12 protein-coding genes are annotated in these 15,022 nt (G+C 76.2%); 3 read left to right on the forward strand and 9 right to left on the reverse strand.

The window, feature by feature from the left end; all coding sequences use genetic code 11:
• Positions 1 to 67 precede the first annotated feature (67 nt).
• Positions 68 to 2,326 carry a GH92 family glycosyl hydrolase gene (locus AC4OR8_RS12630; RefSeq protein ID WP_492165909.1) on the forward strand — a complete coding sequence of 753 codons (2,259 nt, stop codon included), beginning with the start codon at positions 68 to 70 and terminating at the stop codon, positions 2,324 to 2,326.
• Between the two features lie 37 nt (positions 2,327 to 2,363).
• Here AC4OR8_RS12630 and AC4OR8_RS12635 read toward each other — a convergent pair whose 3' ends face one another.
• The 8 genes from AC4OR8_RS12635 to AC4OR8_RS12670 all read right to left on the reverse strand — a co-directional run bounded on the left by AC4OR8_RS12635 (position 2,364) and on the right by AC4OR8_RS12670 (position 11,642).
• On the reverse strand, positions 2,364 to 4,259 hold the full coding sequence (locus AC4OR8_RS12635) for a serine/threonine-protein kinase (RefSeq protein WP_492165910.1): 1,896 nt from the start codon (positions 4,257 to 4,259) through the stop codon (positions 2,364 to 2,366).
• Positions 4,260 to 4,622: 363 nt separating this feature from the next.
• Entirely contained in the window at positions 4,623 to 5,678 is a 1,056-nt protein-coding gene (locus tag AC4OR8_RS12640) for an iron-siderophore ABC transporter substrate-binding protein (RefSeq protein WP_492165911.1), read from the reverse strand.
• A gap of 98 nt (positions 5,679 to 5,776) precedes the next feature.
• Complete coding sequence (locus AC4OR8_RS12645) at positions 5,777 to 6,709, reverse strand: ABC transporter ATP-binding protein (protein WP_492165912.1); 933 nt, start codon at positions 6,707 to 6,709, stop codon at positions 5,777 to 5,779.
• 23 nt (positions 6,710 to 6,732) lie between these two features.
• Positions 6,733 to 7,830, reverse strand: a complete 1,098-nt coding sequence (locus AC4OR8_RS12650) for a FecCD family ABC transporter permease (protein WP_492165913.1) — start codon at positions 7,828 to 7,830, stop codon at positions 6,733 to 6,735.
• Positions 7,827 to 8,849 (reverse strand): FecCD family ABC transporter permease, encoded by a 1,023-nt coding sequence (locus AC4OR8_RS12655; RefSeq protein ID WP_492165914.1) that lies wholly within the window; start codon positions 8,847 to 8,849, stop codon positions 7,827 to 7,829. The genes AC4OR8_RS12650 and AC4OR8_RS12655 overlap by 4 nt, the downstream gene beginning before the upstream one ends.
• A 209-nt stretch (positions 8,850 to 9,058) precedes the next feature.
• Positions 9,059 to 10,147, reverse strand: a complete 1,089-nt coding sequence (locus tag AC4OR8_RS12660; protein WP_492165915.1) for a branched-chain amino acid aminotransferase — start codon at positions 10,145 to 10,147, stop codon at positions 9,059 to 9,061.
• A 108-nt stretch (positions 10,148 to 10,255) separates the two neighbouring features.
• Positions 10,256 to 11,365 (reverse strand): 3-isopropylmalate dehydrogenase, encoded by a 1,110-nt coding sequence (locus AC4OR8_RS12665; RefSeq protein WP_492165916.1) that lies wholly within the window; start codon positions 11,363 to 11,365, stop codon positions 10,256 to 10,258.
• Positions 11,366 to 11,375: 10 nt separating this feature from the next.
• Positions 11,376 to 11,642, reverse strand: coding sequence for a hypothetical protein (locus AC4OR8_RS12670; RefSeq protein ID WP_492165917.1), 267 nt, complete (start codon positions 11,640 to 11,642; stop codon positions 11,376 to 11,378).
• 277 nt (positions 11,643 to 11,919) lie between these two features.
• Between AC4OR8_RS12670 and AC4OR8_RS12675 the strand changes: the two genes are divergently transcribed.
• The gene (locus AC4OR8_RS12675) at positions 11,920 to 12,489 is read left to right on the forward strand and encodes an O-methyltransferase (protein WP_492165918.1); all 570 of its coding nucleotides are present in this window, start codon (positions 11,920 to 11,922) and stop codon (positions 12,487 to 12,489) included.
• 27 nt (positions 12,490 to 12,516) lie between these two features.
• Here AC4OR8_RS12675 and yczE read toward each other — a convergent pair whose 3' ends face one another.
• On the reverse strand, positions 12,517 to 13,203 hold the full coding sequence (gene yczE / locus AC4OR8_RS12680) for a membrane protein YczE (protein WP_492165919.1): 687 nt from the start codon (positions 13,201 to 13,203) through the stop codon (positions 12,517 to 12,519).
• 62 nt (positions 13,204 to 13,265) lie between these two features.
• On the opposite strand from yczE, the gene yczR reads away from it, so the two are divergent.
• Positions 13,266 to 14,702, forward strand: coding sequence for a MocR-like transcription factor YczR (gene yczR, locus AC4OR8_RS12685; RefSeq protein WP_492165920.1), 1,437 nt, complete (start codon positions 13,266 to 13,268; stop codon positions 14,700 to 14,702).
• Positions 14,703 to 15,022 lie beyond the last annotated feature (320 nt).

The raw sequence follows: 15,022 nt of genomic DNA on the forward strand, positions 1-15,022 counted from the left end.
CCGGCCGCCGCCCGGCCCGTCTCGCGATCCGGCCCGCCGCCGGCCCCGCGGGGCCTACCGTGGCCCGGTGACCCGACCCGTGCCGCGCGATCGCCCCGCCGGCGTCCCGCGCGCCCTGGTGGCGGCCCTCGCCGTGCTGGCCGTGCTGGCCGGGGGCCTGGTGGGCGCCGCGCCCGCGCAGGCCGGCACCGACGTCGACGTGTTCACCGGCACCGGCGGTCCCCCACCGTGGCGCAGCGGCGGCACGACACCGGCCGCGGCCCGGCCCTTCGGCATGCTCCAGCTGGGTCCCGACACCACCGACGACGCCGTCGACGGCACTGCGTCGGCGACGGCCTCCGGCTACGCCGCCGACGACGACCTGCTGCGCGGCTTCTCCCCCACCCACCTCTCCGGCGCGGGCTGCCCGACGCTCGGCGACGTCCCGGTGCTGCCGTGGGTCGGTGACCTGCCGCAGCGGCCGGGCGCCGCGACCGTCGCGCTGCCCGACGACGGCGAGGCGGCGGGCCCGGGCTGGTACACCGCCGCCCTCGGCAACGGTGTCGACGCCCGGCTGGCCGCCGACGACCGCTCCGGGCTGATGACGCTGCGCTACCCCGCCGGCGCGACGCCGCGCCTGCTGGTCGGGGCCGACCGCAGCCTGGCCGGCGTCGACCGCAGCCGGGTCACCTTCCCGAGCCGACGGGAGGTCGCGGTCTCCGTAAGGAGCGGGGGCTTCTGCGGCTCGCCCACGACGTACGACGTGCACGTGCTGCTCCGCCTCGACGCACCGGTCGTCGACCGCGGCCGGTGGCCGGGCGGCGCGTGGGTCGTGCCGCCGACCGGGCGCGACCGCACCGCGCGGGTGCAGGTGGCGGTGTCGTTCACCGACCCGGCCGGTGCCCGGCGCAACCTCGAGCGCGAGCGCCCCGGCTGGTCCTGGGCCGGCCTGCGGCAGGAGGCGGACGACGTGTGGGACCGCGAGCTGTCGCGGGTCGTGGCGACCGGCGGCTCGCCCGCCGAGCGCCGGGTCCTCGACACCGCGCTCTACCACGCGCTGCTCCACCCCAGCACGGCCAGCGACGTCGACCGGCGCTACCCGGGCGCCGACGGCGAGGTGCATCGCGCACCCGTCGGGCACCGCCAGCTCACCGCCATCGCCGGCTGGGACGTCTACCGCACGCAGGTGCCGCTGCTGGCCTGGCTACGACCCGACGTCGCCTCCGACGTGGTGCGCTCCCTGCTGGCCACCGGCCGCCAGGCGGGCTGGCTGCCGCGGTGGGCACTGGGAGGCGTCGACACCCAGGTGATGAACGGCGACTCCGCGGCCCCGGTGGCCGCGGCCGCCCACGCCTTCGGCGCCCGTGACCTCGACGTGCGCGCCGTGGCCGACCGGCTGCTGCGCCAGGCCGACGAGCCCGGACCCGGGCGCCCCCAGCTGGCCGACTACCTCGCGCTGGGCTACGTGCCCGACACCGTCCCCGACCGCGGCGTGCCGCAGCCCCACGGCGCCTCGATGACGCTGGAGTACGCCGTCGACGACTTCGCGGTCTCCCGGCTCGCGGCGGCGGCCGGGCGCCCCGACGACGCCGCCCGGCTGCTGCGGCGCAGCGGCTCGTGGCGGGCCCTGCTCGACCCCGACCGCGGCCTGCTGCTGCCGCGCGACGGCGCCGGGGCGTTCCCCGGAGCGGGCTTCGACCCGGCGGCGTGCTGCCGGGGGTTCCAGGAGGGCAACGCGCTCCAGCACGCCTGGTCGGTGCCGCACGACATGGGCGGCCTCCTCGACGCCCTGGTCGACCTGCCGGTGGTCGGCGCCCCCGACACCCTGGTGGCCCGCCTCGACGACCTGTTCATCGGGCTCAACCAGGGCGCGGGCGGCCCGCACGCCTGGCTCGGCAACCAGCCGGGCTTCGCCTCCCCCTGGGCCTACCTGTGGCTCGGGCGCCCCGACCGCACCGCCGACGTCGTCGCCCGCGCCCGCCACGAGCTGTGGAGCACCGGCCCGCAGGGCCTGCCGGGCAACGACGACCTGGGCTCGCTGTCGGCGTGGTACGTCTGGGCCTCTCTCGGGCTGTACCCGCTCACCCCCGGCACCGCCGACGTCGGGGTGAGCGTTCCGGCCTTCGACCGGGTGGTCGTGCGCCCCTCCGCCGGCCCCGCCACCACTGTCGTGCGCCGCGGGAGCGGCTCCCACGTCGCCTCGCTCACCGTCGACGGGGTCGACACCACGCGGTCGTGGCTCGGCCTGGGCCCCGGGTCACGGCCCCGGCGGGTCGCGGTCGGCACGACCGACGGGCGACCGGCGTGGGGCACCGCGCCGGCCGACGCGCCGCCGTCGTACCGCTGACGGGTCGGGGCAGGTCGGGCGGACCGGGGTCTGTCGGTCAGGGCATCCAGGACGGCAGCCGGACGTCGGCCAGCGGCTGACCGTCGTCGGGCGTCCAGGTGGTGCCGCGGTCGGCCACGGCGACGGCGGCGAGGCCACCCACCGCCCCGACCACCGCGAGCGCGGCCAGCCAGGTGCCGAGCGCGCGGGAGGCGGGGTGCACGACGCGGGCGAGCGGTCCCCGCACCCGGGAGCCGCCGGGGCCGCCCCACAGCGAACCGGCCAGCACGGCGCCGCCGACGAACAGGGTCACCGCGTGGCCGGCGGCCACCGCGTAGCAGAGCAGGCCGACGGCGACCGCCAGCCCCACGCTCCACAGCACCAGCACGGCGGTGCCGGGCAGCGAGCGCACGAGGTGCCAGGGGGCGCCGACCAGCAGGCGTGGCCCGTCGTGCCAGCGACGCCCGCGCAGGCGCCGCCGGTCGGCGGCCACGCTGCCGGCCAGGGAGGCACCGCGCAGCAGCACGACGAGGAGCAGCAGGACGGCGAGCGCACCCCAGGGCAGCGCGGCGGTGGCGGCGCCGACGGCGAGCACCCCGGCGGCGAGCAGCACACCTCGACGCAGCCGCTCGGCCACCGGCACCGGTGCCACCTCGACGGGCTCGCCCCACGACTCCGCCCACGGGCCCCACGGCCCGGCCTCGCCCGGCTGCTCGCCGAGCTGCTGGCCGTGCTGCTGGCCGTGCTGCTGGCCGTGCTGCTGGCCGTAGGGGTCGGGAACGTACGGGTGGGCGCCGTGGGGGCCGTCGTCGTAGGGGCGGGTCTCCCGGGGGTGGTCCTGGTGGTCCTGGTGGTCCTGGTGGTCCTGACGGCCCTGGTGGGTCCCGTGGTCGGTGGCAGGCGGGTCGGGCAGCACCCGCGTCGGCGGCACCTGCTCGTAGCGACGGGTGGGCGGGTCGGCGCGGTCGCCGGGGTCGCCCGGGCCACCGGGGTCGCCGAGGCGGGTGGTGGGGGCGACGACGTCGGCGGCGAGGGCCAGCGGCAGGGTGAACGGGTCGTCGGCGACCGCGACCGGCGGCGCGACCGCGGCGGCGGCACCGGGTCGGGTGGTCTGCGGACGCAGCCACGCCAGCAGCTGCTCGAGGGTGGGCCGGCGCGCCGGGTCGGGGTCGAGGGCGGCGGCCACCACGCCGGCGAGGTCGCCGGTGAGGCCGGTGAGGTCGTGCTCGCCGCGGCGCACCCGGTCCATGATCGCCATCGACGGTCCGCGGCCGAACGGCGCGCGGCCGAGGCCGGCGTACGCGACGGTGGCGGCCCAGCTGTGCACGTCGGCCGCGCTGGTGGCGTCGTCGCCGTACAGGATCTCGGGGGCGAGGTAGCCCGGCGTGCCGAGCAGCCAGCCGGTGTGGGTGAGCTTGGGGTCGTCGGCCACACGGGCCAGCCCGAAGTCGATGAGGATGGGCGTGCGGCCCTCCATCAGCACGTTCGAGGGCTTCACGTCGCGGTGGAGCACGCCCACGGCGTGCACCGAGGCCAGGCCCTCGGCCAGGCAGGCGGCGAACCACGTGAGGTCGGCACCCTCGATGGGACCCTCCTCCACCACGTGGTCGTGCAGCGAGAGGCCCGGCACGTAGCGGGTGGCGACGTAGGGCACCACCGCCCACGGGTCGGCGTCCTTGATCTCGGCGACCCAGCGGCTGCGCACCCGCGACAGCGACGCCACCTCGCGGGCCAGCCGGGCGCGGGCCTCGTCGTCGCCGACGATGTGGGGACGCATCACCTTCAGCGCCACCCGCTCGCCGCGCGGACCGCGCGCGAGGTGGACCACGCCCATGCCGCCCTCGCCGATCTTGGTGAGCAGCGTGTAGGGGCCGACGGTGACGACCGCAGGGGCGCCGGGCGGGCGCGCGACCGCGGCGTGCTCGCCGGACCGGCCCTGGGAGAAGGTCGTCACGCGACGAATGTACCGCCGCCGACGCCCCGGACGGCGGCAGCCGCGGCCGCGGCGCCCGTCGTGGCGGGGGCTGCGACCGCGGCTGCCGTGGTGTGGCTGCTGCGGGTGGTTGCTGTGCGGGGCGCGGGGGTTACGTCATACGAACCGTGGATGCGACTCCACCATTCGTATGACGCACGACCGCGCGCCCCGACCACCACCCGAGGCCCGGACCGGACGTCATGCGAACCGTTGATGCGACTCCACCATCCGCATGACGCGCGACCGCGCGCCCCGACCACCACCCGAGGCCCGGACCGGGCGTCATGCGAACCGTGGATGCGACTCCACCATCCGCATGACGCACGACCCCCGAGGAACAGGTCAGCGGGCGGAGGCAGCGGCCTCGACCGCCGGCACCAGCGACTCGACGAACTCGTCGAGTCCCCAGGTCAGCGAGAGCGCGGTGGGGGGCGACACCGACGAGACGTAGGACTCGCCGACGACGTTGGCCACGGTGCCGTCCTGGTACTGCGACATGGCCTGCACGGCGGCGTCCTCCTCGATCTCGGCGGCGCGCTCCTCGTTCGGCACGTAGGACAGCAGGACGTCGGAGGTCAGCTTGTCGACCTCCTCGGTGCTGAGCGTGTAGTAGAACGTCGACTCCTCGGTGTCGAGCTCGCCGACGCTGGGGGCCAGCGTGAAGCCGAGGTCCTCGAGGAACTGCACGCGCGGGTCGGCGCCGCGGTAGACGTAGAACGCGCTGGGGTCGACGGCGACGGCTGCGATGGTGGTGCCCTCGAACTCGGGGTGCTCCTCGGCCGCGGCGGCGACCTCGGCGTCGATCTCCTCGAGCACCTGGTCGGCCTCGTCGCTCTTGCCCAGCGCCTCGCCGACGGTGGTGATCACGTCGCGCCACGGCGTGGCCCACGGCTCGTCGGGGTAGGCCACGGTGTCGGCGATCTTCGACAGCTTCTCGTAGTCGGCCTCGGTGATGCCGGAGTAGTTGGCCAGGATCAGGTCGGGCGCGGCCGCCGCGATCTCCTCGAACGGCGGCTCGGCGGTCTCGCTGAGCAGCGTGGGCTCCTCGCCGCCGAGCTCCTCGAGCGCCTCGGTCTGCCAGGGCATCCGGCCGGAGTCGTCGGCGCCGTAGGAGTACTCCGGCATCGCCACCGGCACCACCCCGAGGGCGAGCGCGGCGTCGCCGCTGCCCCAGCCCCAGGTGACGACGCGCTGCGGCTCGGCGTCGATCTCGGTCTCGCCGAAGGCGTGCTCGATGGTGACCGGCTCGAAGGTCTCCTCGCTCGGTGCGGCGCCCTCGTCGGCGGAGCCGCTCTCCTCGGTGCCGCAGGCGGCGAGGGGCAGGGCGAGCAGCAGCGCGCCGATGGGCAGGGCCAGGCGGCGTGCCGCGCGGGTCCGGTGGGGACGAAGGGACGTCACGTCCACTCCTCGAGGTGCAGGGACCGGCCGAGCCCGGTCAGTTGGCTTAGGTAAGGCTCACCTTACTACACCTCGACTGGGCTGCGGACCCCGGTCCGTCAGGACGTCGGGCGGGACGGCGGGACGGCCGGACCGCCCGGGCGCGCGGCATGGCGCCCGAGCGGCACCACCATGGGCGAGCCGGTGACCGGGTCGGGCACCACCTGCGCCGTGAGGCCGAACGCCTCCTGCACGCAGGCCGCGTCGAGGACGTCGGCGGGGCGGCCCTCGCGCAGCAGCCGGCCCTCGCACATCACCACCAGGTGGTCGGCGTAGCGGGCGGCGAGGTTGAGCTCGTGGAGCACCATCACCACGGTGGTGCCGCGGGCCTCGTTGAGCTCGCGCAGCAGGTCGAGGACGTCGACCTGGTGGGCGATGTCGAGGTACGTCGTGGGCTCGTCGAGCAGCATGATGCGCGGGTCCTGGGCCAGCATCATCGCGACCCACACCCGCTGGCGCTGCCCGCCCGAGAGCTCCTCGACCCGACGTCCGGCCAGCTCGTGGGTGTCGGTGAGCGCGAGGGCCTCCGCGACGGCGTCGGCGTCGGTGGCGCTCCACCGGCGGAACGCTCCCTGGTGGGGGTGGCGGCCGCGAGCGACGAGGTCGGCCACCGTGATGCCCTCGGGGGCCAGCGGCTGCTGCGGCAGCAGGCCCAGCACGGCGGCGACGTCACGGGGGCGCATCCGGGCGAGGTCGCGCCCGCCGAGCTCGACGGTGCCGGCGGCGGGCTTCAGGATGCGCCCGAGCCCGCGCAGCAGCGTCGACTTGCCGCAGCCGTTGGCCCCGACGATGGCGGTGACGGCACCGGCCGGCACCACGAGGTCGACGTCGTGGACGACCGTGCGCTGGTCGTAGGCCAGCCGCAGGCCGCGTGCGGCGAGGGTGACCGGCGCGCGGGACGGCCCCGCCCCGTCGTGCCCCGCCCCGTCGTGCCCGGCCGTGGACCGGCCGGGGGCGCCGTCCGTCGAGGGTCCGTCGTGGAGCGTGGTCATGGGGTCTCTCCTGGTCCGGGGGCTCACGTCGTACGTCGTCGGCCGCTGGCCATCAGCCAGATGAGGTAGGGCCCGCCGACGGCGCCGGTCACGACACCCACGGGCACGGACAGGTCGGCCGGCAGCAGGTGCTGGGCCACCACGTCGGCGCCGACGACCAGGACGACCCCGACCAGCGCCGACTGCAGCAGCGCGAGGGTGCCGTCGCCCAGCAGCCGTCGGGCCACGGGCGCGGCGGTGAAGGCCACGAAGGCCACGGGTCCGGCGGCGGCGGTCGCCACGCAGGCCAACGCGACACCGAGCGCCACGACCGCGGCCCGCATGGGCTCCGGGCGCACGCCGAGGCCCCCGGCCTGCTCGTCGCCGAGCAGCAGCAGGTCGAGGCCGCGGGCGACCAGCGCCACCACGGGCACCAGCACGACCAGGGCGGTGCCGAGCGAGGTCACCAGCCCCCAGTCGGCCTGCCCGAGGCTGCCGGTCATCCACAGCAGCGCGGCCTGGGCCTCCTGCACGTCGCTGCGGGTCAGCAGGTAGCCCACGATGCTGCTGCACACGTAGGCCGTGCCGATGCCGGCCAGCACGAAGCGCTGGCCGGTCATCCCGCCCCGCCAGGCGACCGCGTAGAGCAGGAGGCCGACCAGGGCACCCCCGGCGAGGGCCGAGAGGGACAGCACGGTGCCGCTGGCCCCGCCGAGCAGCAGCGCCAGCACCGCACCGGCGCTGGCACCCTGCGAGATCCCGATGATGTCGGGGCTGGCCAGCGGGTTGCGCAGCACCGACTGGAACAGCGCGCCGGCCAGGCCGAAGGCCACGCCCACCAGCACGCCGAGCGCGAGCCGCGGCGCGCGCAGGTCGACCACCACGAAGCGGGCGGCGCCGTCGTCGGTGTCGCCCAGCAGCGCACCGACCACCTGGCCGACCCCGAGGCGGAAGTCGCCGAGCATGAGCGACAGCGCCGACAGCACCACCGCGAGCGCCGCCAGCACCACGGTCACCGCCGTACGACGGGCCAGGCGGCGCCGGCGGGTGGCCAGCAGGCCGCGCGCCGCGACCTCCTGGCGTGCGGCGTGGCCGGACGGGTGGCCGGGCGGGTGGCCGGGCTCGGCGACGGGGGCGCTCACGCCGCGACCGTCCGGGAGCGGCGCACCAGCGCGATCAGCACCGGGGCGCCGATGACGGCCACCACGAGCCCGGCCTCGATCTCGCCGGGGCGCGCGACGAGGCGCCCGACGACGTCGGCGACCAGCAGCACGACCGGGCCCAGCAGCGCCGAGAGCAGGACGATCCAGCGGTAGTCGGGGCCGACCATCGCCCGTGCGAGGTGGGGCACGACGAGGCCGACGAACGCGATGGGGCCCACCAGCGACACCGCGGAGCCGCACAGCAGCACCACCGCCACCACGACCAGCAGGCGCCCGCGGGTGACGTCCTGGCCGAGCCCGCGGGCGACGTCGTCGCCGAGGGCCAGGGCGTTCAGCACCCGGCCGGCGGCCAGGGCCAGGGCGAGGCCGACCAGCACGAACGGCAGCACGGTGGTGAGCGCGTCGAGGGGGCGGTTGGCCAGCGAGCCGACCTGCCAGAAGCGGTACTCGTCGAGGGTGCGCTGGTCGGTGAGCAGCACGACGGTGATCACCGAGGTGGCGGTGGCGGTGAACGCCGCGCCCACCAGCGCGAGCTTGACCGGCGTGACGCCCTCCCAGCCCAGGGACGCGGCGCCGTACACGACGACGGCGGCGACCGCGGCCCCGGCGAAGGCGAACCAGAGGTAGCCCGCGACGGAGCTGACGCCGAGGCCGGCGATCGCGCCGATCACGGCCAGGGACGCGCCCGCGTTGATGCCGAGGAGGCCGGGGTCGGCGATGGGGTTGCGGGTGACGCCCTGCATCAGGGCGCCGGCCGCACCGAGGGCGGCGCCGCCGGCGAGGCCGAGCAGCGTGCGCGGCACCCTCAGGTCGCGCACCACGAGGTGGTCGTTGTCGCCGGCCACCGGGTCGACCAGCGCGCGCCACACCGCCCCCGGGGCGACGTCACGCGCACCCCACATGAGGCTGGTCAGGGCGACCAGCACGATGACCACCAGCAGCCCGACCACCACCGCCGTGCCGCGGAGACCACCGCGGCGCGCGGCGGACGCGGTCAACGACGAGCGCGTCGCGGGCGTCCCGGGCGTCCCGGGGAGCCCTGGGTCGCCCGGGGACCCGGACGGTGGCGGGGTGCGCAGCACGGAGGCGATGACGTCCCTCCTCACCCGGCGCCGCGCCGGGCGCGCGGTCGACTGAGGGTAGCCTAACCTCAGGTCGGGCGAGGGTGCAGTCCGTCGCGGCCCGAGCAGCCGGACCCGAGCCCCGGTCAGACGATGCGGTGCATCCAGCCGAACGCGTCGTCGGCCCGGCCGAGCTGGACGTCCACCAGCGCGGCGCGAACCGCGGTGGTGACCGGGCCGGCCTCGGCGGCGCACGGCACCTCGCCGCCGTCCCACTTCAGGGCACCGACGGGGGTGACCACGGCGGCGGTGCCGCAGGCGAAGACCTCGGTGATCTCGCCGCTGGTCACACCGTCGCGCCACTCGTCGATGGAGAACTTCCGCTCCACGACGCGGTGGCCCATCGCGCCGGCGAGGTCGATGATGCTCGCCCGGGTGATGCCCTCGAGGATCGTGCCGGTCTCGGGGGTCACCACGGTGCCGTCGCGGTGCACGAAGTAGAGGTTCATCCCGCCGAGCTCCTCGACGTAGCGACCCTCCTGCGCGTCGAGGAACACGACCTGGTCGCAGCCGTGGGCGATCGCCTCCTGCTGGGCGACCAGGGAGCTGGCGTAGTTGCCGCCGGTCTTGGCCGCGCCCATGCCGCCGCGCCCGGCGCGGGTGTACTCCTCGGTGAGCCACAGGCTGACCGGCTTGACCCCGCCCTTGAAGTACGAGCCGGCGGGGCTGGCGATGACCATGAACGTGACGTGCTGGGCGGGCCGGACGCCGAGGAAGACCTCGGAGGCGAACATGAACGGCCGCAGGTAGAGACTCTTCTCCCCCGCCCCGGGGGTGGTGGTGTCGGGCACCCACCGCTGGTCGACCTCGACGAGGGCGTCGACGGCCTGCACGAAGTCGGCGGGGTCGAGCACCGGGAGCGCGAGCCGCTGGCTCGAGCGCGCCATCCGCTTCGCGTTCTCCTCGGGCCGGAAGGTCCAGATCGACCCGTCGCCGTGGCGGTAGGCCTTCATGCCCTCGAAGGTCTCCTGCGCGTAGTGCAGCACCGCCGACGCCGGGTCGACGCTGAGCGGCGCGTAGGGCTCGATGCGGGCGTCGTGCCAGCCGCGCTCGGGCGTCCACTCCACGGTGAGCATGTGGTCGGTGAAGTGGTTGCCGAAGCCCGGGTCGGCGAGGATCTCGGCCAGGCGGGCGTCGTCGACGGGGGCGGTGGACCGGGTGGTGCTGATCTGCATGGGGCTCACGGTAGTCGCCTCCGCTGGCGGGTCGGTGGGGCAGGTCGGGTGGCCCTGCCGGCCCCCGGCCGCGCCCGGCGGGAGGTCGGCGCCGGCCGTCGGGGCGGCTCAGCCGGCGATGCGGGCGGCGATCGCGTCGCCCACGGCGGCGGTGGGCCGCGAGACCGTGCGGTCGGCGAGGTCGGCGACGACGGCGGCCTCCACCACCGCGGCGGCCCCGGAGTGGCCGAGGTGGTCGAGCAGCAGCGCGACCGAGAGGATCGCCGCGGTCGGGTCGGCCTTCTGCTGGCCCGCGATGTCGGGGGCCGAGCCGTGCACGGGCTCGAACATGCTGGGCGTGGTGCGGTCGGGGTTGACGTTGCCCGACGCGGCGAGCCCGATGCCCCCGGTGATGGCGGCGGCGAGGTCGGTGACGATGTCGCCGAAGAGGTTGTCGGTGACGATGACGTCGAAGCGCGAGGGGTCGGTGGTCAGGAAGATCATCGCGGCGTCGACGTGCATGTAGTCGACGGTGACGTCGGGGAACTCCCGGGCGACCTGCTGGGTGAGCCGCCACCACACGGCGCCGGCGTGCACCAGCACGTTGGTCTTGTGCACCAGGGTCAGCTTCCTGCGCGGACGCCGCTGCGCGCGGGCGAAGGCGTCGCGCACGACCCGCTCCACGCCGTACGCGGTGTTGACGGAGACCTCGGTGGCCACCTCCGCCGGCGTGCCGACGCGCAGCGCGCCGCCGTTGCCGGTGTAGGGGCCCTCGGTGCCCTCGCGCACGACCACGAAGTCGACCTCGCCGGGGTGGGCCAGGGGCGAGGTGACGCCGGGGAGGATCCGCGACGGGCGCAGGTTGACGTAGTGGTCGAGCTCGAAGCGCAGCCGCAGCAGCAGCCCGCGCTCCAGCAGGCCCGGGGGCAGTGCCGGGTCGTTGGGCCTGCCGCCCACCGCGCCGAGCAGGATGGCGTCGTGCTGGCGGATCTCGCCGAGAACGGTGTCGGGCAGCACCTCGCCGGTCGCGAGGTAGCGCTCGGCGCCCAGGTCGTAGGCGGTCTGCTCGATGCGCACGCCGTCGGGCGCGGCCACCTCCAGCACCTTCAGCGCCTCGCGGGTCACCTCGGGGCCGATCCCGTCGCCACCGATGACGGCGAGGCGCACGGTGCCGGTCTCGGAGCCGGCGCCGGTTCCGCTGGCGGGGGACGTCGGGGGCGTGGCGTCGGGGTGGCTCATGGCCGCGAGGCTAGTTGTCCTCGGGGTGCTCCCCGCGCGCGTCCCGCAGGTCGAACGAGCGCTGGAGCGCCTCGCGCGACGACGGGTTCTCGGGGTCGTGGCGGGCAGGTCCCCAGTCGGGGTACATGTCGTACATCGGGTGCTCCTCGGTGGGTCGGTGGGCGGCCGGCGGGATGCCGGCCGTGGGGTGCTGCCCGTGGGCAGTGGGGCCGCGCGACTCGCGGCACACCCGGGCCGACGAGCCCCCGCAGACGGCGGGCGGGCTCGTGGATCGCACGAGGAGGGACCATGCAGGGGCGGATCGCGCGTGGTGCACGGAACCGGCAGCCGGGACGGGTCGATCCGGGTGTGCCGAGAGACCACGTACGACGACCACCGCGACGAGGTGGCCTCTCGCTGCAGGGTTACTGCAAGGCCTCGCCGCGGCGCTCGATGAGTACGAGGATGCTCCGCATGGTGCGACCACGGTAGCCCCGCATTCCGGACACCGGCCACCGCATTCCGAAAACCGTCCGCCATCCGAGACGCCCGTCCCACGGTGGGAGACTCACAGCATGAGCGCCCCACCCGACCTGCCCGACGTCGTGGCTCGCGCGTTCGCGGTGTCGCGCCGGGCCGGCTACGTGTCGTTCTGCCGCAACGAGACCGGGCGGCTGCTGGCGACCCTGGCCGCGACGCGGGCCGGGGTGATGGCGGAGTTCGGCACCGGGTGCGGCGTCGGCACGGCCTGGCTGCGCTCCGGCGTGCGCGCCGACCGTGCCCGCATCGTCACCGCCGAGCTCGACCCCCGCCTCGCCGGCGCCGCGGCGGAGATCTTCGTCGACGACCCCCAGGTGGAGGTGCTGGCCGCCGACTGGTCGACGCTGCTCGACAAGGGGCCCTTCTCGCTGCTGTTCCTCGACTCCGGCGAGCCCACCCAGGTGGGCGTCGACGCGATCGCCGACCTCGTCGAGGCCGGCGGCATCGTGGTGCTCGACGACTTCACGCCGTGCGAGTCGTGGCCGCCGATCACCCACGGCCGCGTCGACACCCTGCGCGAGGAGTGGCTCAGCGACGACCGCTTCACCACCGTGGAGGTCATGGTCGCCCCCGACGCCTCCACGCTGATCGCCACCCGGCGCTGAGCCGCCGTACGCCGCGCGCGCCGACGGTCAGGCCCGGCGACCGGGACGGTCCGACAGGTCCACGGTGAGCGCGGGCAGCATGGCCTGGGCCAGTGGCCCGATGGCCAGCGCGAACACCACGGTGCCGACGCCGAGCACGCCACCCAGCAGCAGGCCCGCCACCACGACCGACACCTCCAGCAGCGTGCGCACCAGCCGCAGCGAGAGCCCCGTGCGCCGGTGCAGCCCGGTCATCAGCCCGTCCCGCGGGCCGCGGCCCAGCTGGGCGCCGATGTAGAGCGCGGTGGCGAAGCCGCAGAGCAGCACCCCGCCGAGCATCAGGGCCACCCGCGGCGCCCAGGCCGACGGCGGCTCGAGCAGCGCGACGGTGGCGTCGGCGGCCAGCCCCACCACCACCGCGTTCGCCACCGTGGCGATGCCGGGCACCTCGCGCAGCGGGATCCAGGCCAGCAGCAGCAGGAAGCTGACCACGATGATGACCTGGCCGATGCTGAGCGGCACCAGGTCGGCCAGGCCGGAGTGCAGCACGTCCCACGGCGCGAGGCCGAGGTCGCCGCGGATCATCAGGCCCAGCGACGCGCCGTACAGCACGAGGCCGACGGCGAGCTGCAGCAACCGGCGCCCGAGCCGACCGGCGCGCAGCTGCGCCACGGGGCCGAGGTCGGCCAGCGCGGGTCGCGGCGGACGGGGGCGGGACCGCGCGGGGTTGCTCACCGGTCCAGCATGCGCCCCGATTGGCCTTCCTCCCAATAGCCAATCGTGGGACAGTGGCCTGCATGCCGCCCACGGTCCCCGCCTCCCGCGTCGCCGCGCTGGTCGGCACCTTCGACCGCAGTCCCGCCTACGTCGGCCTGGCCGACGCGCTGGTGCTGCTCATCGGCGACGGCCGCATCGGCTACGGCACCCGGCTGCCGAGCGAGCGCGACCTCACCGACACCCTCGGGGTCTCCCGCACCACCGTCACCCGCGCCTACTCCGCGCTGCGCGAGAGCGGGTACGCCGAGGCCCGCCAGGGCGCGGGCACCTTCGCCCGGCTGCCCGGCGGGCCCGCCCGCGCCCACGACCAGGCCCTGATGCCGGGCCCCGACGACGCCGACGCCCTCGACCTCAACTGCGCCGCGGCCAGCGCTCCGCCGGGACTGGCCGCGGCCTTCGCCGAGGCCGCCGGCGACCTGCCGGCCCACCTCGGGGGCCACGGGTACTTCCCGGCCGGCCTCCCGGTGCTGCAGGCCGCCATCGCCGCGTCGTACGACGCCCGCGGGCTGCCCACCGACCCCGCACAGGTGCTGGTCACCGCGGGCGCGCTGTCGGCGGCGGCGGTGGTGGCCCAGGCCTTCGCGGGCCCGGGGAGGCGCGTGCTGGTGGAGTCGCCGGTCTACCCCAACGCGACCCGGGCCATCCGCAACGCCAGGGCCCGGCTGGTGGCCTGCCCCGTCGACCCCGACGGCTGGGACCTCGACGTCGTCGCCGCCACGCTGCGCCAGGCACGACCCCACCTGGCCTACCTCGTGCCGGACTTCCAGAACCCCACGGGCCTGGTCATGGACGACGACCAGCGCGAGCGGTACGCCGCGCTGCTCGCCGCCGCCGGCACCACCGCGGTCGTCGACGAGGCCCATCAGGCCCTCGCCCTCGACGGGCAGCCGGCGCCCCGCCCGTTCGCGGCCCACGCCCCCGACACCCTCACGCTCGGCAGCGCCAGCAAGGCCTTCTGGGGCGGCCTGCGGCTGGGGTGGATCCGTGCACCCCACGCGCGGGTCGACGAGCTCACCCGCGCCCGGATGTCGCTCGACCTCGGCGCGCCCGTCATGGAGCAGCTGGTGCTGGCGCGGCTGCTGGCCGCCGGACCCGTGCTGCCGGAGCACCTCGCGCGGCTGCGCGAGCAGCGCGCCGCGCTCGCCGACGCCGTGCGCCGGCTGCTGCCCGACTGGCGCTTCCGGCTGCCCGGCGGCGGGCTGGCGCTGTGGTGCGAGCTGCCCGCGCCCCTGGCCACCGCCCTGGCCCACGAGGCCGAGCGCCACGGCGTCCTCGTCGCCCCCGGTCCGGTCTTCGCCGCCGACGGCGGGCTCGACCGCTTCGTCCGGCTGCCGTGGAGCCGCCCCCCGGCCGAGCTCGAGGAGGCCGTCACCCGCCTCGCCGCGGCCTGGGACGTCGTCACCCGCCGCGGCACCTCCCGCCGCCCCCTCGTCCGCGACCGCGTCACCGTCGCCTGACGTCGAGTGCTCGCTGATCGACCACCGGACCCGGTGTCGTCGGTCGAGTGCCGAGGAGCCCCAGCGACGAGGTGCCTCGGGACCCCCGTGCGAGCGAGAGGGGTCTCGACACGCTCGCCGACGCTCGCTGCTCGACCGACGAAAAGCCGGGGTGCTCGCTGCTCGACCGACCAACGGCCACCACTCGTCGGTCGAGTGCCGAGGAGCGCCAGCGACGAGGTGTATCGAGACCCCCGGGCGGGCGGGGGGTCTCGATACGCTCGCTGGCGCTCGCTACTCGACCAACGAAGGTCGGGGCGCTCTCTGCTCGACCGACGAAC

Source organism: Nocardioides sp. FY1077, assembly GCF_058681775.1.